Here is a 24359-nt window from a genome sequence, read left to right as displayed (position 1 = left end):
GTGAGGCTCAACGATGACGACAGCGGAATATCTCGCCCGCCGCAGTGAAGTGGAGACCTATTTCGACCGCACCGCGGTGGCCGCCTGGACGCGGCTGACCTCGGACGCGCCCGTGGGCCGCATCCGCGCCACAGTGCGCGCCGGCCGCGACGAGATGCGGCGGACGCTGCTGTCATGGCTGCCGCTCGACCTGCGCGGTGCACGCATTCTCGATGCCGGCTGCGGCACCGGCAGCTTCTCGATCGAGGCGGCGCGCCGTGGCGCCGATGTGGTCGCCGTCGACATCTCGCCGACGCTGATCGAGATCGCGCAGCGCCGATTGCCCGACGACATCAGCCGCAGCGCGATCCAGTTCGTCGCCGGCGATATGCTCGATCCCCGGCATGGCGGTTTCAACTTCGTGGTGGCGATGGACTCGTTCATCCACTACCGCGCCGAGGATGCCGTGCGTATCGTCGCCGGCCTCGCCAATCGCACCTCCGATGCGATCCTGATGACCTACGCGCCGCGCACGCCGCTGCTGGCGGTCATGCATGCCGTCGGTGGCCTGTTCCCGCGCGGCAATCGCGCGCCGTCGATCGAGCCGGTCGCGGAGCAGAAGCTGTCCCGCCTGATCGCCGATCATCCGGATCTCGCCGACTGGCGGTGCGCGCGCAGCAGCCGCATCGCCAACGGCTTCTACATCTCGCAAGCGCTGGAGCTCCGCCCGTCATGAGCGCGCGCGCATCATCGGTCCTGCAACTGTGGACGCGGCTGTCGTCGCGCTATCTGCCGTTTGCGGATGCCGCCTCGACCGAGCTGCCGCTGTCGCGCCTGATGCGGCTGTCGCTGTTCCAGGTCTCGATCGGCATGTCGGTGGTGCTGCTGAACGGTACGCTCAACCGCGTGATGATCGTCGAACTCGGCGTTCCCTCATGGCTCGTCGCCACCATGGTGGCGCTGCCGCTGGTGTTCGCGCCGCTGCGCGTGCTGATCGGCTTCAAGTCGGATCATCACCGCTCCGTGCTCGGCTGGCGCCGCGTGCCCTACATCTGGATGGGGACCTTGCTGCAGTTCGGTGGCCTCGCGATCATGCCGTTCGCGCTGCTCCTGCTGTCCGCGGGCGACGCGCCGGGCCAGGTCATCGCGGGCCGCGTGGGCGCGGCGCTCGCTTTCCTGTTGGTCGGCGCCGGGCTGCACACGACGCAGACCGCAGGCCTGTCGCTGGCCACCGACATCGCACCCGAGCATTCGCGGCCGCGCGTCGTTGCCTTCCTCTACGTGATGCTGATGTTCGGCATGATGGCGAGCGCGCTGACCTTCGGCGGGCTGCTCGCCGATTTCAGCGAAATGCGGCTCATCCAGGTCATCCAGGGCGCCGCGCTGACCGAGATGGTGCTCAACGTCATCGCGCTGTGGAAGCAGGAGGCGCGTGATCCCTCGCGCACGTCGGCTGCCCGCGAGCGTCCGCGCTTCGGCGATTCCTGGCGGCAGTTCCGCGAGGCCGGTGGCTCGATGCGCGTGCTGGTCGCGGTCGGGCTCGGCACCGCCGGCTTCACCATGCAGGACATTCTGCTCGAGCCGTATGGCGCGGAGATCCTGCATCTGACCGTCGGCGAGACCACGGCGCTCACGGCCCTGTTCGCGGCAGGCACGCTCGCAGGCTTCGGCCTGTCCGCGCGGCGCCTCGCGAAGGGTTCCGATCCCTATCGCGTGGCGGCGCTCGGCGGCTGCATCGGACTGTTTGCGTTCGTCGCGGTGATTTTCTCGGCGCCGCTCGCCTCGCCGTTGCTGTTCCGGATCGGCACGACGCTGATCGGATTCGGCGGCGGCCTGTTCGCGGTCGGCACGCTGACGGCGGCGATGGCGCTGGTGCAGAACGGCGAGAGCGGGCTCGCGCTCGGCGCCTGGGGCGCGGTGCAGGCGACGTCAGCGGGGATAGCGATCGCTGGCGGCGGCGCCATTCGCGATGTGATGTCGCAGCTGGCGCTGGACGGACGCCTCGGCGTGGCGTTGGCGGGGCCGGCGACCGGCTACAGCATCGTCTACCACGTCGAGATCGCGCTGCTGTTTGCGACGTTGGCCGTCATCGGACCCCTGGTCCGGCGGCGGGCTGAGCCGTCGCAACAGCTGCAATTCGGAATAGCGGAATTTCCAGGTTAGCCCAGTCGGGGAGGAAGCCATGACGTCATTCACGAGCTACATCGATGTCGCCCAGGTCGTGCTTTACGGCTTCTGGGTGTTCTTCGCAGGCCTGATCTTCTACCTGCGCACCGAGGACAAGCGCGAAGGCTATCCGTTGCAGTTCGAAGGCCGGATCGGCCGGCAGGTCCCTTCGAGCGGCAACGGCTTCCCGACGCCGCCGAGCCGCAAGACCTATCACATGCATGGCGGCCGCACCGCGTCCCTGCCGAATTGGGACAACGACCGCGCCGATGCGCCGGTCACGCCGATGTATCCCTGGCCGGGCACGCCCTATCTGCCGACCGGCAATCCGATGCTCGACGGCGTCGGCCCGGGCTCCTACGCCGCGCGCAAGGACGAGCCGGAGCTGACGATGGACAACATCCCGGCGATCGTGCCGCTGCGCGTCGACGGCAGCATCTTCATCGCCTCGGAGGATCCGGATCCGCGCGGCATGCCGGTGTTCGGCTGCGACGGCAGGCTCGGCGGCAAGATTCGTGAAGTGTGGGTCGACCGCGCCGAGATGCTGATCCGCTATCTCGAAGTCGAGGTCGACGGCATCGTCGGTCGCCACGTTCTGCTGCCGATGACGATGTGCGTGGTCGACAAGTCGCGCAAGGCGGTGCTGGTCGACGCCATCCTCGGCTCGCAATTCGCCAACGTGCCCGGCCTCGCCAAGCCCGACCAGGTCACCAAGCTCGAGGAGGACAAGATCGTCGGCTACTATGGCGGCGGCCATCTCTATGCGACCGCTGCGCGCCAGGAGCCGCTGCTGTGAGCACGCGTCGCGACCAGGATCAGCTGATGCTGCCGGCAGGCGAGCGCCTGATGTGGCAGGGACAGCCCACGGTGAAGGCGCTGCTGCTGCGCGTCTTCCACCTGCGCCTGGTGCTCGCCTACTTCGCGGCGCTGTTCGGCGCCCGCGTGGTGACGGGCACGCTGGATCACCAGCCGCTCGCCGCGTCGCTGGCCAGCGCGTCGTCGCTGGTCATTCCAGTGGCGATCGCGACGGTGCTGCTCATCGGGCTCGCGGTGCTCTACAGCCGGACCACGCGCTACACGATCACCTCCAGGCGCGTGCTGCTGCAGTTCGGCGCCGTGTTGCCGATGACCTTGAACGTGCCGTTCAAGCAGGTCTCGCGCGCCGACGTGAAGCTGTTCTCGGACGGCTCCGGCGATCTGCCGCTCGGCGTCACCGCCCAGCAGCGGTTGTCCTATCTGCTGCTGTGGCCGCATGCCCGTCCGTGGCGGCTGAACGAGGTCGAGCCGATGTTGCGCGGGGTGGCAAACGCAAGAGAGGTGGCCGAGATCCTTGCCAAGGCGCTGGTCGCGGCATCGGATGGCGCGGTCGCTACGCAGCCGATCGCGGCCGTCAATGGTCAACCGCAGGGCACGCCTGCGGGCGCGGTCGCCAGCGCGGCGTGATGAGGAGGATGTCATGAGCCAAGCCGAGGGCCATGCCGGACACTATGTCGAGCATCACGCCGAACCCGAGATCGTCATTCCCAAGGGCGCGCTGCGCGCGGCCTTCGCCCTTGTCATTTTCTCCCTGGTTGCGGCCGGCGTCGGCCGCTGGACGGGGGTGGGCATTGTCCACACCGATCACGCCGCTGCCGTACAGACGGTGGCGCTGCGGTTCGAGGACCGTCCCGATGGCGGCATCTCCGTCGTGTCGCCCGACAGCGGCAAGGTCGTCGGCATCGTCGAGGCCGGCGGCGACGGCTTCTTGCGCACGGTCCTGCGCAGCATGGCATTCGACCGCCAGCGTCACGCGATTGGCTCGGGGCCGGCCTTCACGATCAACCGCTGGGCCGACGGCCGCATGAGCCTGGACGATCCGGCGACGGGGCGGCGCGTCGATCTCGGGCCGTTCGGTGACAACAACAAGCGCCGGTTCACGGAGCTGATGAGCATGGGAGAAACGCAATGAGAGCAATATGGGCCAATGAGCCCCGCCGCTTCGACATCGGCTGCAGCATCGAGGTCGAGCAGACCTCCGAGACCCTGCACGCCCATGTCACGCTCGACCGCGACGTCAACATCCGACCGGGCGACGAGGTGGTCATCCATGGCGAGCCGATTACGGTCAAGTTCGGCGAGCAGCTCAACCTGCGCCGGACCGCGACCGTGGTGCGGGCCGGCCCGTTGAAGCGCATGATGATGCATGTCGCGGGCTATCTCGAACTCACGGAATTGTACGACGTCAGCTTTTCGGATGGGAGGGTCAGATGATCGCAATGGAAGGCGGTTCCGGCAACATCTCCACCAAGATGGCGCTGGAGGACACGATCCTCACGCCACGCTTCTACACCACCGATTTCGCGGCCATGGACCGGCTCAACGTCGATCTCGTCCGCCGTGAATGGGATGCCGTCATGGCCGAGCTGCGCGCCGACCACAACCGCAAGCACTTCGTGCGCACGCCGGAGTTCGACAAGGATCTCAACGAGCTGCCCGAGGCGCTTCGCGCCGAGTTCAAGGACTTCCTGGTGTCGTCGCTGACGGCCGAGTTCTCCGGCTGCGTGCTCTATGCCGAGATCAAGAAGCGGATCACCAATCCCGACATCCGCGAGCTGTTCCAGTTCATGAGCCGTGACGAGGCGCGCCATGCCGGCTTCATCAACGAGATCCTCAAGGATCACGGCATCGGGGTCGATCTCAGCTTCCTCACCAAGACGAAGAAGTACACCTACTTCAAGCCGAAGTTCATCTTCTACGCGACCTACCTGTCGGAGAAGATCGGCTACGCTCGCTACATCACCATCTATCGCCAGATGGAGCGCAATCCGGAGCGCCAGTTCCACCCGATCTTCAAGTGGTTCGAGAGGTGGTGCAATGACGAGTTCCGGCACGGCGAGGCGTTCGCGCTGCTGATGCGCGCCGATCCGAAGCTCTTGAGCGGGTACAACAAGCTCTGGATCAAGTTCTTCCTGCTCGCGGTGTTCGCCACCATGCACGTCCGCGACCACATGCGGCCGGCCTTCTACGAGGCGCTCGGCATGCCCGTGGACGAGTACGACATGCGCGTGTTCCGGATCACCTCGGAGATTTCGCGTCAAGTCTTCCCGGTGATGCTCGACATCGACAACCCGCGGTTCTGGGAAGGCTTGAAGCAGCTGCGCCAGATATCGGAAGCAATTGCCGACGCCAAGGCGCAAGGCGGCATCATGGGCACGCTGAAGCGCGCGGTGCTGCCGCTCAAGGCGGCGCTGACCTTCGGCCGGCTGTACATGCTGCCGGCCAAGAGCAACGAGTTGCCACGGGAGATCAGGCTGCAACCCGCCTGGTGACAAGGAGCCGGACATGGGCGCGACCGCGATTGCCATTCCCTATGTCGTGTTCGTCTGGTGGTTCTCGACCGGCGCCGTGCTGGCGCTGGTCGGGCTCGCCGCCCGCCATCCGGCCGCGTTCAAATGGGGCACGGCCGCGGCCTTCGTCGCGGCCCTGTCGGGCGTCGCGGTGTCGAGCCAGGCCGCCGAGGATGCCAACGCCTATTGCGCCTTCACCTGCGCGATCCTGCTGTGGGGCACGGTGGAGATGTCGCTGCTCGCCGGCTGGATCACCGGGCCGCGGCCCGAGCCGTGCCCGCGGGATTGCACGCCGGCCTCGCGCGTCGGCTTCGCGCTGCAGGCGATCGCCTATCATGAACTGGCGCTGATCGCGACGGCGGGACTCGTGTTCGCGGTGACATCCGGCGCGCCGAACCGGCTGAGCTGGTGGACCTTCGCGGCGCTGCTGGTGCTCAGGCAGAGCGCCAAGATCAACCTGTTTCTGGGCGTGCGCACCCTGAACGACGAGCTGCTGCCGCAGCAGGTCCGCTTCATGCGCAGCTATTTCGCCAAGAAGTCGATCAACCTGCTGTTTCCGTTCTCGATCGCCGCTGCGACCACCGCGACCGTGCTCGTCGCCGCTGCCGCGCTCGGCGCGAAATCAACCTTCGATGGCGTGGCGCTGTCGCTGCTGGCATCGCTGATTGCGCTTGGCCTGCTCGAGCACGGCTTTATGGCGCTGCCGATGCCGGTCATCAATCTCTGGCGCTGGAGCGCGCCGGCGGAGCCGGTCATGGCGGCCGTCGCCGCCCTCCCGGCATCCCTGCCGGTCACGCCGATCGCGCGGCCGGTGCTCGCCGTCGTGCCGGCCACGCCCGAGGCGGAGCGTCCCATGCCCGCGCCCAAGACGTCGATGTCGGCGCAGAAGACGGCCGCCGCGCTGGCGCGGCAGCGGCTCGAGGAGCAGTTCCGCCAGGCCTATCGCCAAGCCCGCGCCGATGCGCAGGCGCAAACCATCACCGGACTGGCCGCGGTGTCGGTCACGCCGCCGGTCGATCCGAACACGACAGCACAGGGGGGAGTACCATGAACTACGAAGACTATTTCCGCCGCCAGCTCGACGGCCTCCGGCGCGAAGGACGCTATCGCGTGTTCGCCGATCTCGAGCGCAAGGCCGGCGCCTTCCCGCGTGCGACCTATCGCGGCCCGCATGGCGAGCGCGAGGTCTCGGTGTGGTGCTCCAACGACTATCTCGGCATGGGCCAGCATCCCAAGGTGCTCGAGGTCATGCATGAGGCGCTCGACCGCTGCGGCGCCGGCGCCGGCGGCACCCGCAACATCAGCGGCACCAACCACTATCACATCCTGCTCGAGGACGAGCTTGCCGATCTCCACGGCAAGCAGGCGGCGCTCTTGTTCAACTCCGGCTACGTCTCGAACTGGACGTCGCTGTCGACGCTCGCGGGACGCATGCCCGGCTGCGTGATCCTGTCGGACGAGCTCAATCACGCCTCTATGATCGAGGGCATCCGCCACAGCCGCTGCGAGACCCGGATCTGGCGCCACAACGACGTCGCCGATCTCCGCGACAAGCTGTCGGATCTCGACCCGAAGGTGCCGAAGCTGATTGCGTTCGAGAGCGTCTATTCGATGGACGGCGACATCTCGCCGATCTCCGACATCTGCGACGTCGCCGACGAGTTCAACGCGATGACCTATCTCGACGAGGTCCATGCCGTCGGCCTGTACGGCCCGCGCGGCGGCGGCATCTCCGAGCGCGACGGTGTCGCTGATCGCCTGACGGTGATCGAAGGGACGCTGGCCAAGGCGTTCGGCGTGATCGGCGGCTACATCACGGCCTCCAACACCGTCTGCGACTTCGTCCGCAGCTTCGCCTCCGGCTTCATCTTCTCCAGCTCGCTGCCGCCGGCAGTGGCGGCCGGTGCGCTGACCAGCATCCGGCATCTCAAGGCCAGCGATCATGAGCGCGCCCGGCATCAGGACCGCGTCGCGCGGCTGCGCCGCAGGCTCGATGAAGCCGGCGTCAGCCATCTCGACAATCCCAGCCATATCGTGCCGGTGATGGTGCGCGACCCCGTGCTGTGCAAGCGGATCAGCGACATCCTGCTCGACCGCTACGGCATCTATGTGCAGCCGATCAACTATCCGACCGTGCCGCGCGGCACCGAGCGGCTGCGCATCACGCCGTCGCCGTATCACTCCGACGAGGACATCGAGCATCTGGTGTCGGCGTTGTCGGAGATCTGGGCCGAGATGGGACTCGCGCAGGCGGCTTGAACGGCGTGCGATCCGCGCGGCGTTTGCGCCAGATCAATTTGTCAATCTAACTTGACGTTAGGATGTAGTGACAAATTGATAACCGGGGGAGAACGCCGTGCGGATCTTGTTGCTGCATCCCAACTATCACTCCGGCGGCGCGGAGATCGCCGGCAATTGGCCGCCCGCATGGGCGGCCTACATCTCCGGCGCGCTCAAGGCGGCCGGCTTCACCGATCTCCGCTTCATCGATGCGATGACCAACGACCTCTCCGAGGAGCAGGTCCGCGCCATCCTCCGCAGTGAGAAGCCCGATGTCATCGGCTGCACCGCGATCACGCCCTCGATCTACAAGGCCGAGCGTCTTCTGGAGATCGCCAAGGAGGAGCATCCGGACGCGCTGACCGTGCTCGGCGGCATCCACGCCACCTTCATGTATCAGCAGGTGCTGACGGAAGCGCCGTGGATCGACGCGATCGTGCGCGGCGAGGGCGAGGAGATCATCGTCGATTTGATGCGCGCCCGCGAGGACGGCCGCTGGGAGAGCGACCGCCGCAGCATCAAGGGCATCGCCTATCGCGATGGCACCGAGGTGGTTGCCACAGTCGCGGCGCCGACCGTGAAGAATCTCGACGCGATCACGCCCGACTGGAGCGTGCTCGAATGGAGCAAGTACATCTACATCCCGATGAACAAGCGCGTCGCCATCCCCAACATGGCGCGCGGCTGTCCCTTCACCTGCAGCTTCTGCTCGCAGTGGAAATTCTGGCGCGACTATCGCATCCGCGACCCGAAGAAGGTGGTCGACGAGATCGAGACCCTGATGCGCGAGCATGATGTCGGCTTCTTCATCCTCGCCGACGAGGAGCCAACCATCAACAAGAAGAAGTTCGTCGCCTTCTGCGAGGAGCTGATCCGCCGCGACCTCAAGATCCTCTGGGGCATCAACACCCGCGTCACCGACATCCTGCGCGACGAGGCGCTATTGCCACTCTATCGCAAGGCCGGCCTGATCCACGTCTCGCTGGGCACCGAGGCCGCGGCGCAGATGAAGCTCGACCGCTTCAACAAGGAGACCACGGTCGCGCAGAACAAGAAGGCGATCCAGCTTTTGCGCGACGCCGGCATCGTCGTCGAGGCTCAGTTCATCGTCGGCCTCGAGAACGAGACGCGCGAGACGCTGGAAGAGACCTACCAGATGGCGCGCGACTGGAAGCCTGATCTCGCCAACTGGGCGATGTACACGCCGTGGCCGTTCTCCGACCTGTTCCGCGATCTCGGCGACAAGGTCGAAATCTTCGACTACGAGAAGTACAATTTCGTCACCCCGATCATGAAGCCCGACGCGATGGATCGCGGCGAGCTGCTCGACGGCGTCATGAACAACTACCGCCGCTTCTACATGCACAAGGCGCTGTTCTCATATCCCTGGGCCGGCTCCGGCGAGCGCCGCCGCTATCTGCTCGGCTGCCTCAAGGCGTTCCTCAAGTCCGGATTCGAGCGCAAATTCTACGATCTCGGCCGCGTCAATTATTGGGGGCCGCAATCCAAGGGCAAGGTCGATTTCGGCTTCGACACCTCGCGCAAGCGCGCCGAGCCCGGCAAGGTCGAATGGAAGACGAGCCACAATCGCAAGCTGACCGGACCGCAGCAGGCGCAGGTGATGGCCTGCGGCGGCGGCACCGAGCAGATGAGCGAAGAGGCCGAGACGAGAGTGCACTGAGATGCGCGGCGCGCGCGCCCAGCACCTCGAGCTGCCGCGCGCTGCCGCCGCCTCGGATCGCGCCGCTGAAAGCGTCCATGAATGCAGCACCATTCGGGGCCTCATGGTTCGAGACGCGCCGCAACCGGCGCTCCTCACCATGAGGGGAGCAGTCCCGTGAGCGCTGTGGACCGCGCCTCACATTCAGACCTCGTCCTGAGGAGCCCGCCGGAGGCGGGCGTCTCGAAGGACGGTGGCAGGCACACGGCCAGCTTCAACCATCAGTCAGAGACGGGCCGCATCGGCCCCAATGCGATCATCCAGACCGCGGAGGCCTTGCGGCTGCTGCGCGGCGGGCGGGACGCGCGCGGTGTCTTCGCGGCCGCGCGGCTTGAGCCATATCTCGCGTCGCCGCCTGCCGACATGGTGGATGAGACGGAAGTCATCCGTCTGTATCGCGCCCTCAGGGCCACGCTGGACGACGATGCTGCCCGCGCGGTCAGCCTCAAGGCGGGGCAATTGACCGCGCTCTATCTGCTCGCCCACCGCATTCCCAAACCCGCCCAGCGCGTGCTTCGCGTGCTGCCGGCGCGCCTCGCCAGCCATGCGCTGTCGCGCGCGATCTCGGCCCATGCCTGGACCTTCGCCGGCACCGGCATCTTCACCTCCCGTCCGGGGCGGCCGACGGTGTACGAGATCAGACATTGCCCGTTGTGCCGCGGGCAGGGGACCGATCACTCGATTTGCGACTTCTACGCAGCGACCTTCGAGACGCTGTTTGCAAGGCTGGTGCACCGGAACGCCCGCGCGCGCGAGATCAGCTGCGAAGCGGCGGGCGCATCCGCCTGCCGTTTCGTGATCGACTGGTGATATCGGCCCATGCGCGAGGCGACACCGTCACGGCTTCGGGTGTCGCGCTCAGCTCGGCAGAAACCGAGCGCCCTCCTTGCCGAGGAAATCCAGCATCGCCTGCGCCGGCGGCAGCAGCAGCTTGTCGGCGCGCCGGACCGCGTGCCACTGCCGGATGATCGGAAGGCCTGCAACCTTCAACGTCACCAGCCGGCCCTCGCCGAGCTCATGGGCCACCGTGTGCTGCGAGATGAAGGCGATGCCGAGGCCGGCGATGACGGCCTGCTTGATGGTCTCGTTGCTGTCCATCTCCATGCTGGTCTTCGGCTTCAGACCATGCTTCTCGAAGAAGGTCTCCATCAGCAGCCGGGTGCCCGATCCCGGCTCTCGGGTGATGAACACCTCGCCGGCGAGATCCTCGGCCGCGATCCGCTTGCGACGGGCCAGCCGGTGATTGGCCGGCGCGATGATGATGTGCGGGTGCTTGCCGAACGGCCGCATGTCGACCGGTACGTCGGCGGGCGGCCGGCCCATGATGGCGATATCGAGATCATAGCCGCGCAGCGCCTCGCGCAGGCTGTCGCGGTTGCCGATTCGCAGCGTCACGTCGATCTTCGGGAACCGCCGCGAGAACTCCGCAATCGCAAACGGCACGAAATATTTCGCGGTGCTGACCGCGCCGATCGCGACGCGTCCGCCGCTGCGTCCCGCGAGAATGTCCAGCGCCTGCTCGCAATCCTGCAAGGCGGCCTCGACGCGCTCGGCGAGCGCCAGCACGCTGCGGCCTGCTTCCGTCAGGATCATGCCGTCCGTGGTGCGCTGGATCAGCGGCAGCCCGGCCAGTTCCTGGAGATTGCGAATCTGCAGGGTGACCGCAGGCTGGGTGAGGTTCAGGCGGCTGGCCGCGGAGGTCACCGATCCGGAATTCTGCACAGCCACCAGCGCGCGAAGCTGGCGGATGGTGAGGTCACGAGAGAAGTGCCGGCTCATGGAACCCTCGATGAGATCGTTCGCATAAGGAAAACTTTGGTCAGTCCAAAGATATCGAAATTTCCCTAATCACGCAAATCGAGTGTTGATAGCGGCGCGGCACGACGCTTTCGTGCAGCTTCATCAAGTTCCCGACAGAGGAGCTGATGGCGAGGGAGTGGCCCATGACTCAGCCGGATCATCATCAGACATTGCAGGCTCATCTTGCATCGCAAGGCGCCGACGCCGACTGCGCCGCGGTCATCGAGGCCCTTGCCGACGCTGCACGCGAGCTTGCCCGCCAGATCGCCATCGCCCCGCTGTCGGGCGTCGACGAAGGCGCCGCCACGGTCAACACCGACGGCGACATCCAGAAGGCGCTCGACATTGTCGCCGACAATCTCATGCGCGACGCGCTGCGTCGGGCCCCCGTCGCCGGCATCCTGTCCGAGGAGGGCGATCGTCCGGAAACGGTCAATGAGGCTGCCCCACTTTGCGTCGCGATCGATCCGCTCGACGGCTCGTCGAACCTGCAGAACAACATCTCGGTCGGCACCATCTTCTCGATCCGCCCGCGCGGCCGCGACGTGCTCTCCAGCTTCTTCGAGCCCGGCACCGCGCAGCTCGCCGCCGGCTTCTTCGTCTACGGACCGCAGACCTGTCTCGTGCTCGCGATCGACCGCCGCGTCGACCTCTATGTGCTGCATCCGACGTTGCACGAATTTATCCTCGCCAAGTCGGGGATCCGCATCCCGCAGGATACGCCGGAGTTCGCGATCAACGCCTCGAACCGTCGGCACTGGAGCGGCACGGTGCGCAACTATGTCGACGAGTGCCTGTCCGGCGCCGCGGGCCCGCGCGGCCGCGACTTCAACATGCGCTGGATCGCCTCGCTCGTCGCCGAGGCCTATCGCATCCTGATGCGCGGCGGCGTGTTCCTCTACCCGGCTGATTCCCGTCCAGGCTATCGCGAGGGCCGGCTGCGGCTGGTGTACGAAGCGCACCCGATGGCGCTGATCATGGAATGGGCCGGCGGCTCGGCATCGAGCGGCCGCGCCCGCATCCTCGAATTGTCGGCGCGCTCGCCGCATCAGCGTGCGCCCCTCATCATGGGGGACGTCCGGCTCGTCCGCGATGTCGACCAGCTGCATGAGGGCGTCGAGCCGCTGTTCGAAACCAGCGATGCGCCGCTGTTCGCGCGGCGCGGTCTGTTTCGCTGAGCCAGCGCTGCTCAGCGCGCCTTCCGGAGAAAAGTCATGTCACGTCGTCATCCCATCATCTCGATCACGGGCTCGTCGGGCGCCGGCACCACGTCGGTCAAGAAGACCTTCGAGAACATCTTCCGCCGCGAGAACGTCAAGGCGGCCTATATCGAGGGCGATGCGTTCCATCGCTACAACCGCGAGGAGATGCGCCGCAAGATGGTCGAGGAGGCCGAGCGCGGCAACAAGCATTTCAGCCATTTCAGCCCCGAGACGAATCTGTTCGAAGAGCTCGAGAAGACGTTTCGAGACTATTCCGAAACCGGCACCGGGACCACGCGCCACTACGTTCACGACGAGGAGGAAGCGCGGCTCTACGATACGAGGCCCGGCAATTTCACCAAATGGAGCCGGCTGCCGGAAGACTCCGACCTGCTGTTCTACGAAGGCCTGCATGGCGCCGTCGTCACCGAGAAGGTCAACATCGCGCAGCATGCCGACCTGAAGATTGGTGTCGTGCCGGTGATGAATCTCGAATGGATCCAGAAGCTGCACCGCGACCGCGCCTCGCGCGGCTACACCACCGAGGCGGTCACCGACACCATCCTGCGGCGCATGCCCGACTATGTGAACTACATCATCCCGCAATTCTCGGAGACCGACATCAACTTCCAGCGCGTGCCGACGGTCGACACGTCGAACCCGTTCATTGCGCGGTGGATCCCGACACCCGACGAATCGATGGTCGTGATCCGCCTGAAGAACCCCCGCGGGATCGACTTCCCCTATCTGCTCTCGATGATCCAGGGCAGCTTCATGTCGCGCGCCAACTCGATCGTGATCCATGGCTCGAAGCTCGATCTCGCCATGCAGCTCATCCTCACCCCCATGATCATGCAACTGATGGACCGAAAGAGGCGCACGCTATGACCGCCACCGCCGTGCAGACGCTGGCCCCCAAGACCGATCTCAAGGCCGATCCCAGCCATGCCGAGATGGCGAACGCCATCCGCTTCCTCGCGATCGACGCCGTCGAAAAGGCGAAGTCGGGTCACCCCGGCATGCCGATGGGCATGGCCGACGTCGCGACCGTGCTGTTTTCCCGCTTCATGAAGTTCGATCCCACCGATCCGGCCTGGCCCGATCGCGACCGCTTCGTGCTGTCGGCCGGCCACGGCTCGATGCTGCTCTATGCGCTGTTGCATCTCACCGGCTACGAGTCCGTCACGCTCGACGAGCTGAAGAAGTTCCGGCAGTGGGGCGCCAAGACGCCGGGCCATCCCGAGTATGGCCATACGCCTGGTGTCGAGACCACGACCGGTCCGCTCGGGCAGGGCATCGCGACCGCGGTCGGCATGGCGCTCGCCGAACGCCTGATGCACGCGCGCTACGGCGACGATCTCGTCGATCACTACACCTATGTGATCGCGGGCGACGGCTGCCTGATGGAGGGCATCAGCCACGAGGCGATCTCGCTCGCCGGGCATCTCAGGCTCAATCGGCTGATCGTACTGTTCGATGACAACGGCATTTCTATCGACGGCTCGACCGGGCTTGCCTGCTCCGATGATCAACTCGCGCGGTTTGCGGCCTCGGGCTGGGCGACCAGCCGCATCGACGGCCACGATCCCCAGGCGATCGAAATGGCCATCGCGGCGGCGCGGCAGAGCGATCGCCCGACCATGATCGCGTGCCGCACGACCATCGGCTTCGGCTCGCCCGGACGGCAGGGCTCGGAGAAGGCGCACGGCGCGCCGCTCGGGCCGGAGGAGGTCGAGAAGACCCGCGCCGCGCTGCATTGGCCGCACCGGCCGTTCGAGGTTCCCGCCGACGTGCTGGTGAGCTGGCGCGAGATCGGCGCGCGTGGCAGCAGCGTGCGGCAGGCCTGGAAGGAACGCGCGAGAAAACTCTGCAGCGCCGATCGCTCGCCCTGTCATGATGCGCTGAACAAGAAGCTGCCGGCGGCCTACACCGAGCGCATGGCGCAATTCATTGCGCAGCTCACGGCCGAGAAGCCGAAGATCGCCACGCGCCAGGCGTCGCAGAACGTCATCGACGTGATCGCGACCGTGCTGCCGAACCTGCTCGGCGGCTCCGCGGACCTGACTCACTCCAACCTGACCAAGGCGAAGACGCACAAATCCGTCACGCCGTCGACCATGGACGGCAACTACATTCACTATGGCGTGCGCGAGCACGCGATGGCCGCGGCCATGAACGGCGTCGCGCTGCATGGCGGCTTCATTCCCTATGGCGGCACTTTCCTCGCGTTCGCCGACTACAACCGTCCGGCGATCCGACTCGCGGCGCTGATGGGCATCCGTGTCATTCATGTGATGACGCACGACTCCATCGGCCTCGGCGAGGACGGCCCGACGCATCAGCCGGTCGAGCACGTTCCGAGCCTGCGCGCCATTCCCAATCTTCTCGTGTTCCGTCCGGCCGACGCGGTCGAGACGGCGGAAGCCTGGGACTGCGCGCTGCGCGCCGAGACCTCGCCTTCGGTGCTCTGCCTGTCACGACAGACGCTGCCGGCCTTCCGCACCGAGACGTCCGACCACAACAAGGTGGCGCTCGGCGCTTACGTGGTGGTCGAGCCCGAAGCCGGCCGCGACGTCACCTTGATTGCGACCGGCTCGGAGGTGGCGATTGCGCTGGAGGCGGCCAAGCTGCTGGCCGCGGAGGGCGTGCAGGCGGCGGTCGTGTCGGCACCGTGCTTCGAATTGTTCCGCAAGCAGACCACGGAGTATCGCGCCGAGGTGCTCGGCAACGCTCCGCGCATCGGGGTCGAAGCCGCGATCGAGGGCGAGTGGGCGCGCTGGCTCGGCGATGCCGGCGAGTTCGTCGGCATGCACGGCTTCGGCGCGTCGGCGCCGGCCGATGTGCTCTACCGCGAATTCGGCATCACGCCGGCGGCCGTGGCCGATGCCGCCATGCGCAACATCATCCGGGCGCGCGCCAACTGACGGCGCACGACACGACAGAACATCGAAACAAGGGACGGAGACCCACCATGGCGCGGATCACGCTCAGACAATTGCTGGACCATGCCGCCGAGCGCGGCTACGGCGTGCCGGCGTTCAACATCAACAACATGGAGCAGGGGCTCGCGATCATGGAGGCGGCCGCCGCCGTCGATGCCCCCGTCATCATCCAGGCCTCGCGCGGCGCGCGCTCCTATGCTGGCGACATCATGCTGTCGAAGATGATCGACGCGCTGGAGGAAATGTATCCGCAGATCCCGCTGTGCCTGCATCAGGACCACGGCAATGACGAGGCGACCTGCGCCACCGCGATCAAATACGGCTTTACGTCCGTGATGATGGACGGCTCGCTCAAGGCCGATGCCAAAACCGCCGCGGACTATGAGTACAACGTCGACATCACCCGCCGCGTCACCGACATGGCGCATTGGGTCGGCGCCTCCGTCGAGGGCGAGCTCGGCGTGCTCGGCTCGCTCGAACATGGTGGCGGCGAGCAGGAGGACGGCCACGGCCTCGAAGGCAAGGTCAGCCGCGACCAGCTGCTGACCGATCCCGACCAGGCGGTCGATTTCGTCCGCACCACCAAGGTCGATGCGCTGGCGATCGCGATGGGCACCTCGCACGGCGCCTACAAGTTCTCGCGCAAGCCGGACGGCGAAATCCTCGCCATGAACGTCATCGAGGAGATCCATCGCCGGCTGCCCAACACGCATCTGGTGATGCATGGCTCGTCGTCGGTGCCGCAGAGCCTGCAGGACATGTTTAACCAGTTCGGCGGCGAGATGCCGCAGACCTGGGGCGTCCCGGTCGAGGAGATCGTGCGCGGCATCCGCCACGGGGTGCGCAAGGTCAACATCGACACCGACTGCCGGCTGGCGATGACCGCGATCTTCCGCAAGGTCGGCGCACAGTCGAAGGTCGAGTTCGATCCGCGCAAATTCCTAAAGCCGGCGATGGATTCGATGCGCGATCTCTGCCGCGAGCGCTTCGAGCAATTCGGCGCCGCCGGCAACGCATCCAGGATCAAGGTGCTGCCGCTGTCGGAGATGGCCAAGCGCTATCGCTCCGGTGCGCTCGATCCGCGAATTGGGGGAATGACCGAAGCTGCGTGACGTCCACAGCCACAACGAAAAGCCAGGAGGAACACATGAACGACCCATCGATCACGGTGCGCGGCAAGGATCGCTACAAGTCCGGCGTAATGGAATACAAGAAGATGGGCTATTGGGAGCCGTCCTATCAGCCCAAGGACACCGACGTGATCGCGCTGTTCCGCGTCACGCCGCAGGATGGCGTCGATCCGGTCGAGGCCTGCGCGGCGGTCGCTGGCGAATCCTCTACGGCGACCTGGACCGTGGTGTGGACCGACCGGCTGACCGCCGCGGAAAAGTATCGCGCCAAGTGCTATCGGGTCGAGCCGGTGCCGGGCTCGCCGGGCAGCTACTTCGCCTATATCGCCTATGATCTCGATCTGTTCGAGCCCGGCTCGATCGCCAACCTCACAGCCTCGATCATCGGCAACGTGTTCGGCTTCAAGCCGCTGAAGGCGCTGCGGCTGGAGGACATGCGGCTGCCGGTGGCCTATGTGAAGACGTTCCAGGGGCCGGCGACCGGCATTGTCGTCGAGCGCGAACGGCTCGACAAGTTCGGCCGGCCGCTGCTCGGCGCCACCGTCAAGCCGAAGCTCGGTCTCTCGGGGCGCAATTACGGCCGCGTCGTCTACGAGGCGCTCAAGGGCGGCCTCGACTTCACCAAGGACGACGAGAACATCAATTCGCAGCCCTTCATGCATTGGCGCGAGCGCTTCCTGTACTGCATGGAAGCCGTCAACAAGGCGCAGGCCGGAACCGGCGAGATCAAGGGCACCTATCTCAACGTCACCGCGGCGACGATGGAGGACATGTATGAGCGCGCCGAGTTCGCCAAGGAGCTCGGCTCGACCATCATCATGATCGACCTCGTGATCGGCTACACCGCGATCCAGTCGATGGCGAAATGGGCGCGCCGCAACGACATGATCCTGCATCTGCATCGTGCGGGCCATTCGACCTACACGCGGCAGCGCTCGCACGGCGTCTCGTTCCGCGTCATCGCCAAATGGATGCGGCTCGCGGGCGTCGACCACATCCACGCCGGTACCGTCGTCGGCAAGCTCGAGGGCGACCCGAACACGACGCGCGGCTATTACGACATCTGCCGCGAGGACTTCAATCCGATGCGGCTGGAGCACGGCGTGTTCTTCGACCAGCATTGGGCGAGCCTCAACAAGCTGATGCCGGTGGCGTCGGGCGGCATCCATGCCGGCCAGATGCATCAGCTGCTCGACCTGCTTGGCGAGGACGTCGTGCTGCAGTTCGGCGGCGGCACCATCGGTCACCCCCGCGGTATCGCCGCCGGTGCGACCGCCAATCGCGTCGCGCTGGAGGCGATGATCCTCGCCCGCAACGAGGGTCGCGACTACGTGCATGAGGGTCCGGAGATCCTCGCCAAGGCGGCGCAGACCTGCACGCCGCTGCGCGAGGCGCTGGAGATCTGGAAGGACGTCACCTTCAACTACGAATCGACGGATACGCCGGACTTCGTGCCGACCGTCACCCCCGCCGCTTAACCTCGTTCGATGCGTCGCCGCGCTGCGGGCCGGACACCGGCCCGCCCGGCCGCAAAACATCAGGAGCTCTCAACATGCGCGTGACTCAAGGCTGCTTTTCCTTCCTGCCCGATCTGACCGACGAGCAGATCACGGCCCAGATCCAGTACTGCCTCGAGAAGGGCTGGGCGGTGAACATCGAGTTCACTGACGATCCGCATCCCCGCAACACCTATTGGGAGATGTGGGGCCTGCCGATGTTCGACCTGCGCGACGCCGCGGGCATCATGCGAGAGCTTTCCGAATGCCGGAAGATCTATGGCGACCGCTACATCCGCATCTCGGCATTCGATTCCTCCCATGGCTGGGAATCGATCCGGCTGTCCTTCATCGTCAACCGGCCGCAGAACGAGCCCGGCTTCCGGCTCGATCGCCAGGAAACAGTCGGACGCAATCAGCGGTATTCGACGCGGTCCTACGCCGCGGAGCGCCCCGAAGGCGAGCGCTACTCATAAAAAGCGGCTGCGCTGGAGTCCCGGTCCTGGCGGGACTTCAGCGCCGGCCCTGCCGCATTGATCAAGTCCGATTCGACGGTGTCCCCCGCTTGCCGGAGTTCGCGGGAGGACCTGCCGCCAGCGCGTGCGAACTTCGGCCAAGCGGAGCACCAGCCCATGATGCAGGCCACGCAGGCGGATGCCGACAAGGCCTCGCCGGTCGAAGCGATCGATCTGCGCCGCGAGTTCGAGAGCGTCGACATCGCGTCGGTGCTGGAGCAGCTCGACCGCGAACTGGTCGGCCTCACCCCGGTGAAGACACGAATCCGCGAGATCGCCTCCTTGCTGCTGATGGAGCGCATCCGTCAGAAAATGGGTCTGACGACCACGTTCCCGACCCTGCACATGTCGTTCACCGGCAATCCCGGCACCGGCAAGACCACGGTCGCGCTGCGCATGGCGGGCATCCTGCACCGGCTCGGCTTCGTCCGGCGCGGCCACGTCATCAGCGTCACCCGTGACGATCTCGTCGGCCAGTACATCGGCCACACCGCACCGAAGACCAAGGAGGTGCTGAAGAAGGCGATGGGCGGCGTCCTCTTCATCGACGAGGCCTATTATCTCTACCGGCCTGAGAACGAGCGCGACTATGGCCAGGAGTCGATCGAGATCCTGCTGCAGATCATGGAGTCGCAGCGCGAGGACCTCGTCGTCATTCTTGCCGGCTATGCCGACCGCATGGAGAAGTTCTTCCAGAGCAACCCCGGCTTCCGCTCGCGCATCGCCCATCACATCGATTTCCCGGACTACTCCGAAGGGGAGCTCTTGACGATCTCCGAGAGGATGCTGGAGGGGCAGAACTATCGCTTCACGCCGGAGGCGCGTGCAGCGTTCGAGAAGTACATCACGGTCCGGCGCACCCAGCCATTGTTCTCGAACGCGCGCTCGATCCGCAATGCGCTGGATCGGATCCGTCTGCGGCAAGCCAACCGGCTGGTGTCGCGGCTCGACCGCGTGCTGACATCCGACGACGTGATGTCGATCGAGGCCAGCGACGTGCTGGCGAGCCGCGTGTTTGCCAAGGGTGACAGCAAGGGCGACGTAAAGGCGGAGTAGACGTGATGAGCCTCGCATTGGTGAAGAATTCACCTCTTGAAGATCTCAGACGCCGCATTGCCGACGCCGGCGCATTGATCCTCGATGTCGACGGGACGCTCGCGGAAACCGAGGAGATCCATCGCGAGGCCTTCAACGAGGCCTTCGTTGCGGGCGGCATCGACTGGCATTGGGGCCGCCGGATCTACAAGGAGCTGCTGCGCGTCGCCGGCGGCAAGGAGCGCATCCGCGCCTTCGATCAGATGCGGCGCTCCGGCCCGCCCCTCAGCGATGCGGTGATCGCCAAGCTGCATCGGATCAAGACGGAGCGGTTTGCCGCCATCATGTCGGAAAAGGGCTGCCCGTTGCGCCCCGGAATCAGGGCGCTGCTCGACGCCGCCTGGGCGCGCGAGCAACGGATCGCCATTGCGACGACCACGACGCGGGTCAACATCGATGCGCTGCTGGCACCCGTGCTCGGCAAGGAGTGGGAGGCCAGATTTGCCGCGGTCGTCGCGGCCGATGACGTCGCGCGCAAGAAGCCCGCGCCGGATGTCTACCTGGAGGTGTTGTCGCAGCTGGATCTGCCCGCCGCCAGCTGCATCGCCGTCGAGGATTCCGGTAACGGGCTGATGGCGGCGACGCGCGCCGGCGTTCCCGTGCTCATCACCCGCAGTCTCTATTTTCACGATGATGTATTTGACGGTGCATTAGCGGTGCTCGATGATCTCAGCGAGCTTGCTCCCTGAGGTGTTTTGATGGTCGAGCAAGTTCTGCACGGCTAATTATGTACACCAGGATGCGCATAGCTGCCTCGCAACAGCCGTTCTATTGCCGTTCAGCCGAGAACGTGTAATCCCTTGACGACATGCTGACATGTCGAGTCGAGGTCGTAGAGTATGGCCCGCACGCAGGCCAAGGTGAAACGGAGTGACACCGCGCGCACGGTCGCGCTGCGCGGGCGGGTCGGGCGGCCGCCGAAGGCGTTGGCCGGCAATATCGAAGAGCGGATCCTGGACGCGGCGCGTGAGGTGTTTCTCGAGCGCGGATTCGACGGCACCAGCATCGATGAGATCGCCGAGCGCGCGCCGGCCAGCAAGCCGACCATCTATGCGCGCTACGCCGGCAAGCCGGCCTTGTTTGCCGCCATCGTCGAGCGCTCGATCGGCGAGCTGGTGAGTTTGCGCTCGTCCTATACACCCCCGGTCGGCACCGTTCAGGAGCAGCTGGTGGGACTCGCGATGGCGATCGTCGACCGCGCCTTCAAGGAGTCGATCGGATTGTTGCGGGTTACGATCGGCGAAGCCTATCGCTTTCCCGATCTCAGCTGCCAATTTCACGAGGTCTCGCGCAAGCGGACGGTCCAGGTGGTGGCGGTGCTGCTTGCCGACACGCTCGGCTCGGCCGGTCTGCCCGCCAGGCGCGGGCCGTCGAAGGCGTCGGAGGCGTACGCCGAGATCTTCATCGACCTGATCGTGCTGCCGCTGCTGATGCGCGCGCTGATGGGAATGAAGGAAAGGACCATTCGCAAGGAGATGCCCGGCTTCGTCCGCGAGCGGGTCAAGATATTCCTCGCCCTCCACGCCAAGGCATAAGGCCGCAGCTCCGGTTTCCTGAGGCCGCGATGTGGCGGCGCTTCAGCGCCGCCGCATCGATGTCGGCTCGAGCGTGACCTGCTTCAGGTCCTTGCCGCTGACCACGACGACGATGAAGGCGAGCTTGCCGTCCTTGCTGATGAGGCCGCCGCTGATCGCCTTGCCGGCCGCGGAGCGTTCCGCGATCCGGATCGCGTCCGACATTCTCAGTGACACGGTGGTGAGCGCAGCCAGGCTCGAGCGGTCGCTTTCGCTGAGGCCCTGCACGGTCGAGAACAGGACGGTGTTCAAGACCTTGGCGGTCGAGCCGTCGATATCGGATTCCCAGATCTGGCCACTCTGCAGGGTGCGGACCTTGTAGACGGGCGCGTCGAGCCCGCCCTCGAAGCTGATGTCGGCGGTCCTGGAGCCCGGATGAATCTTCTCCGCGATCCGCAGCGCCTGGTGCAGCGACACCTCCGTCCGGCGGAACCGCTCGAGCTCGCGGTCGATCGCGACCTGGCTGAGGGCCGGATCGCTGGGGGCTTGCGAGCTGCTGGCCTCCGGCGTGTCGGTCGCCGAGGCGCCGGCCACGGCGTGCGCCAGCGGGGTCGATGACAACAGGATGAGGGTGAGGAGGATGATGCGTCTCATGGGCGTCCTGGTGCCTCAGATTCGAACCGTACTTCTAGAGCATTCCTGATTAAAAGGTCGTAAAAAACGAAACTGTATCGTTCTATAATCGCGTCGGCGGTGTCCGTCAAGCCTCGGGGAACGGGAGGTGTCTGGACCCGGAAGCGACCGGAGCGGGCGCTGGCATGGCCGCCGGCGTCGAGCGCGTGCCTGTCGTCGGTGTCGAAGCCCCACCTCCTGGCCTTCCGGAACGGACGGGCCGATCGCCATCATGTTGAACGCCAGCCTGTTGTGCCTGGCAAACTGGTAGGTCGCCGAAAGATGCCTCTGGATCGCGCGCTTGCTCTTCATGCCCTCGATCGGCTTGCCATCGGAGGCGGCTGCGATGAGCAAGGCGGCAGATGATCACGATTGCGGGAGCCGTGGCGTAGGAACCCGTGGCGCATGTCGCGGGCGGTGCGATCAGCGCAAGCGGACAGGGGCGGTCATTCCTGCCGGCCGGCGCGACCGGCTATGATTTTTTCTCATTTCCGATAGGTTGGCGACGTTTCAACCATAGCGGCCAATATTGCCGCGCCGAGCGTCCCATCTCACGCCAGTGCAGCCGAGCAAGCCGCAGGCGCGGGACGCGATCAAAGGAGTATCGATGACCAAGCGCCGGGCCATGACTACCTTCACCTTCACCGTGGCTGCGTTGTTCGCAGCCTTCGGCAGCGGTGCGCAGGCGGCGCAGTGCGGCAGCTCCCCCGCGGGCTTCGAGACCTGGAAGCGCGAGTTCAGCGAGGAGGCGCGGGCCAAGGGTGTCGGCGGCACCGCGATCGCGGCGCTGATGCAGACCAACTACGCGTCCGCCACCATCGCGGCCGATCGCGGCCAGCGCAGCTTCCAGCTGTCGCTCGATCAGTTCCTGGCCAAGCGCGGGGCGCCTGCGATCGTCGCGCGCGGCCGGCAGTTGAAGCAGTCGCAGGCGGCGATGTTCGCCTCGATCGAGCAGCGTTACGGCGTGCCGCCCGGGCCGCTGATCGCGATCTGGGGCATGGAGAGCGCGTTCGGCAGCCAGCGCGGCAACCAGCACATGCTGTCGTCGATCGCGACGCTCGCCTATGACTGCCGCCGGCCGGAGTTCTTCACCGACCAGCTCTATGCGGCGTTGAAGCTGATCGACCGCGGCGTGCTCTCGGGCAACACCCGCGGCTCGATGCATGGCGAGGTCGGGCAGACCCAGTTCATGCCGAAGAACATTCTGGCCTATGGCGTCGGCAATCTCGACGTCGCAGCCAACGCGCTGGCCTCGACCGCCAACTTCCTGCGCGCCAATGGCTGGAAGGCGGGCGCCGGCTATCAGCCGGGCGAGCCGAACTTTGTTGCGATCGAAGCCTGGAACGCCGCCGGTGTCTATCAGAAGGCAATCGCGCTGATGGGCCGCCAGATCGACGGCGGCGGCTCGGCCGCGGCGCGCTGAGGCGGGCAGGGCCGGTGAAGAGCGTTCGTCCGCCCAAGCACGGACGGCGCTTTCCATGGAGCCCCGGCCGGTCCGCCAGCGCATCATGGCTCAGGTAACCTTAGGTTGAGGTGGCGGTGAAGATGTGCAACTGTCGCGCACGCCAGGATTGGGGCTCTTCGGCCCATGACACCGTCGTTGTCACATATGAAATGGTCTCTCGATGACGTGCTGCGGGAAGTTCGTGCCGCGAATCTCGATCTTGCCGTCGAGAGCACCGAAGTGCTGGGAGGCGGCATCGAATTTCAGGTGTTCCTGGCCCGCCTGAAAGGGCGCGAACCGGTCGTCCTGAAGTTTCCCGGTGAGCGGTGGATCTTCAACGACAACGACCAGGGGCTCGACAGCTTCCAATTGCTCGATCAGGAGCATGCATTGCTCGGCCGGTCACGCCAGCATGGCATTCCCGCGCCGCATGTCGTCGCATATCTTCGTCCAGTTCGCGGACCTCACGTGCTGATCCTCGAATTCATCGACACGGATGCCGTCCCGGTCGATCCGTTTGAACTCGGACGGATCGTAAGACGGCTGCACGAACTGCCGTCGCACGGCCTGAGCCCGATCGCGCAACGGGGGCAACCGGCTGCGATCACCGTGGCCCAACTCACTGCGGCCCGGCTTGGAGTGGTCGCGAGGTCGGCAGGGCTACCGGAGCCGCTTCCAAGCGAGGAGTTTCTCTCCCGCCGGCTGCGCCCCATCGACCAATCCGCGTGCTTGCTGCACATGGACCTTCGGCCGGCAAACTATCTCTCCCGACAGGGGCATCTGCTGGGCCTCATCGACTGGTCCAACGCCCTCGTCGCTCATCCCTTGCTGGAGCTCGCACGGTTGGAGGAATATGGCGAACTGACGGAGCGCTTTGCCGAAGGTTACGATTCGCCGATGCTGCTGGCGGAGCTGCAAAGTCCGCTCGGGCTTTGCTGCCGTCTCTATACGGCCGCGATGCTGGCCGTCGTGTTCCTGTCGGAGGCCCCAGATCCAGACCTCGCTGCGATGAAGGTCGCAAGGCTGCGGGATTTGTTGGCGCAGTTGCGGAACGTCAGCGACGATGGATGAGCGGTCC

Annotated in this window: 24 protein-coding genes; 22 read left to right on the top strand and 2 right to left on the bottom strand. The window is 65.8% G+C overall.

The window, feature by feature from the left end:
- Window positions 1–13 precede the first annotated feature (13 nt).
- The 11 genes from bchM (at window position 14) to bchJ (ending at window position 10281) form a co-directional block, all read left to right on the top strand.
- A complete protein-coding gene (gene bchM, locus QX108_RS14880; RefSeq protein WP_315799533.1) occupies window positions 14–715 on the top strand; it encodes a magnesium protoporphyrin IX methyltransferase in 702 nt (233 codons plus the stop codon).
- Window positions 712–2142, top strand: a complete 1431-nt coding sequence (locus QX108_RS14875; RefSeq protein ID WP_315799532.1) for a BCD family MFS transporter — start codon at window positions 712–714, stop codon at window positions 2140–2142. Before bchM ends, QX108_RS14875 begins: the two co-directional genes overlap by 4 nt.
- Window positions 2143–2161: 19 nt before the next feature.
- Window positions 2162–2941: a photosynthetic reaction center subunit H gene (gene puhA / locus QX108_RS14870; RefSeq protein WP_315799531.1), complete on the top strand. Its 780-nt coding sequence runs from the start codon at window positions 2162–2164 to the stop codon at window positions 2939–2941.
- Window positions 2938–3588 (top strand): photosynthetic complex putative assembly protein PuhB, encoded by a 651-nt coding sequence (gene puhB, locus QX108_RS14865; RefSeq protein ID WP_315799530.1) that lies wholly within the window; start codon window positions 2938–2940, stop codon window positions 3586–3588. The genes puhA and puhB overlap by 4 nt, the downstream gene beginning before the upstream one ends.
- Window positions 3589–3601: 13 nt before the next feature.
- Window positions 3602–4093: a photosynthetic complex assembly protein PuhC gene (puhC, locus tag QX108_RS14860; protein WP_315799529.1), complete on the top strand. Its 492-nt coding sequence runs from the start codon at window positions 3602–3604 to the stop codon at window positions 4091–4093.
- Window positions 4090–4395 carry a hypothetical protein gene (locus QX108_RS14855; RefSeq protein WP_315799528.1) on the top strand — a complete coding sequence of 102 codons (306 nt, stop codon included), beginning with the start codon at window positions 4090–4092 and terminating at the stop codon, window positions 4393–4395. The genes puhC and QX108_RS14855 overlap by 4 nt, the downstream gene beginning before the upstream one ends.
- Window positions 4392–5453, top strand: coding sequence for a magnesium-protoporphyrin IX monomethyl ester (oxidative) cyclase (gene acsF / locus QX108_RS14850; RefSeq protein WP_315799527.1), 1062 nt, complete (start codon window positions 4392–4394; stop codon window positions 5451–5453). Before QX108_RS14855 ends, acsF begins: the two co-directional genes overlap by 4 nt.
- Window positions 5454–5466: 13 nt before the next feature.
- Entirely contained in the window at window positions 5467–6522 is a 1056-nt protein-coding gene (gene puhE, locus QX108_RS14845) for a putative photosynthetic complex assembly protein PuhE (RefSeq protein ID WP_315799526.1), read from the top strand.
- A complete protein-coding gene (gene hemA / locus QX108_RS14840; protein ID WP_315799525.1) occupies window positions 6519–7730 on the top strand; it encodes a 5-aminolevulinate synthase in 1212 nt (403 codons plus the stop codon). Before puhE ends, hemA begins: the two co-directional genes overlap by 4 nt.
- A gap of 97 nt (window positions 7731–7827) precedes the next feature.
- Window positions 7828–9432, top strand: a complete 1605-nt coding sequence (bchE, locus tag QX108_RS14835) for a magnesium-protoporphyrin IX monomethyl ester anaerobic oxidative cyclase (RefSeq protein WP_315799524.1) — start codon at window positions 7828–7830, stop codon at window positions 9430–9432.
- 81 nt (window positions 9433–9513) lie between these two features.
- Window positions 9514–10281 carry a bacteriochlorophyll 4-vinyl reductase gene (gene bchJ / locus QX108_RS14830; protein WP_409998519.1) on the top strand — a complete coding sequence of 256 codons (768 nt, stop codon included), beginning with the start codon at window positions 9514–9516 and terminating at the stop codon, window positions 10279–10281.
- 48 nt (window positions 10282–10329) lie between these two features.
- Here bchJ and QX108_RS14825 read toward each other — a convergent pair whose 3' ends face one another.
- The gene (locus QX108_RS14825) at window positions 10330–11250 is read right to left on the bottom strand and encodes a LysR family transcriptional regulator (protein WP_172131558.1); all 921 of its coding nucleotides are present in this window, start codon (window positions 11248–11250) and stop codon (window positions 10330–10332) included.
- Window positions 11251–11396: 146 nt separating this feature from the next.
- On the opposite strand from QX108_RS14825, the gene QX108_RS14820 reads away from it, so the two are divergent.
- The 9 genes from QX108_RS14820 to QX108_RS14780 all read left to right on the top strand — a co-directional run bounded on the left by QX108_RS14820 (window position 11397) and on the right by QX108_RS14780 (window position 21186).
- Window positions 11397–12449 (top strand): class 1 fructose-bisphosphatase, encoded by a 1053-nt coding sequence (locus tag QX108_RS14820; RefSeq protein WP_315725334.1) that lies wholly within the window; start codon window positions 11397–11399, stop codon window positions 12447–12449.
- Between the two features lie 36 nt (window positions 12450–12485).
- Window positions 12486–13361, top strand: a complete 876-nt coding sequence (locus QX108_RS14815; RefSeq protein ID WP_315799523.1) for a phosphoribulokinase — start codon at window positions 12486–12488, stop codon at window positions 13359–13361.
- The gene (gene tkt / locus QX108_RS14810) at window positions 13358–15397 is read left to right on the top strand and encodes a transketolase (protein WP_315799522.1); all 2040 of its coding nucleotides are present in this window, start codon (window positions 13358–13360) and stop codon (window positions 15395–15397) included. Before QX108_RS14815 ends, tkt begins: the two co-directional genes overlap by 4 nt.
- A 47-nt stretch (window positions 15398–15444) precedes the next feature.
- Window positions 15445–16527 (top strand): class II fructose-bisphosphate aldolase, encoded by a 1083-nt coding sequence (fba, locus tag QX108_RS14805; RefSeq protein WP_315799521.1) that lies wholly within the window; start codon window positions 15445–15447, stop codon window positions 16525–16527.
- A gap of 35 nt (window positions 16528–16562) precedes the next feature.
- The gene (locus tag QX108_RS14800; protein ID WP_315799520.1) at window positions 16563–18023 is read left to right on the top strand and encodes a form I ribulose bisphosphate carboxylase large subunit; all 1461 of its coding nucleotides are present in this window, start codon (window positions 16563–16565) and stop codon (window positions 18021–18023) included.
- A 74-nt stretch (window positions 18024–18097) separates the two neighbouring features.
- Window positions 18098–18517 carry a ribulose bisphosphate carboxylase small subunit gene (locus tag QX108_RS14795; protein WP_172131562.1) on the top strand — a complete coding sequence of 140 codons (420 nt, stop codon included), beginning with the start codon at window positions 18098–18100 and terminating at the stop codon, window positions 18515–18517.
- Window positions 18518–18676: 159 nt separating this feature from the next.
- Entirely contained in the window at window positions 18677–19612 is a 936-nt protein-coding gene (gene cbbX / locus QX108_RS14790; protein ID WP_315799590.1) for a CbbX protein, read from the top strand.
- A gap of 5 nt (window positions 19613–19617) precedes the next feature.
- Window positions 19618–20340, top strand: coding sequence for an HAD-IA family hydrolase (locus QX108_RS14785; RefSeq protein WP_315725342.1), 723 nt, complete (start codon window positions 19618–19620; stop codon window positions 20338–20340).
- A gap of 150 nt (window positions 20341–20490) precedes the next feature.
- Window positions 20491–21186: a TetR/AcrR family transcriptional regulator gene (locus QX108_RS14780; protein ID WP_315725344.1), complete on the top strand. Its 696-nt coding sequence runs from the start codon at window positions 20491–20493 to the stop codon at window positions 21184–21186.
- Between the two features lie 42 nt (window positions 21187–21228).
- Here QX108_RS14780 and QX108_RS14775 read toward each other — a convergent pair whose 3' ends face one another.
- Window positions 21229–21819 carry a PepSY domain-containing protein gene (locus tag QX108_RS14775; RefSeq protein ID WP_315799519.1) on the bottom strand — a complete coding sequence of 197 codons (591 nt, stop codon included), beginning with the start codon at window positions 21817–21819 and terminating at the stop codon, window positions 21229–21231.
- 625 nt (window positions 21820–22444) lie between these two features.
- Here QX108_RS14775 and QX108_RS14770 point away from each other — a divergent pair.
- Window positions 22445–23260 (top strand): lytic transglycosylase domain-containing protein, encoded by an 816-nt coding sequence (locus tag QX108_RS14770; protein WP_409998518.1) that lies wholly within the window; start codon window positions 22445–22447, stop codon window positions 23258–23260.
- Between the two features lie 165 nt (window positions 23261–23425).
- Window positions 23426–24352 (top strand): aminoglycoside phosphotransferase family protein, encoded by a 927-nt coding sequence (locus QX108_RS14765; RefSeq protein ID WP_315725350.1) that lies wholly within the window; start codon window positions 23426–23428, stop codon window positions 24350–24352.
- The last annotated feature ends 7 nt before the right edge of the window (window positions 24353–24359 follow it).

This window comes from Bradyrhizobium sp. SZCCHNR1002 (assembly GCF_032381435.1).
Lineage (GTDB): Bacteria > Pseudomonadota > Alphaproteobacteria > Rhizobiales > Xanthobacteraceae > Bradyrhizobium > Bradyrhizobium aeschynomenes.
The sequence above is the reverse complement of the archived record's forward strand: the minus strand, read 5'-3'. Positions and strand labels throughout refer to the sequence as shown.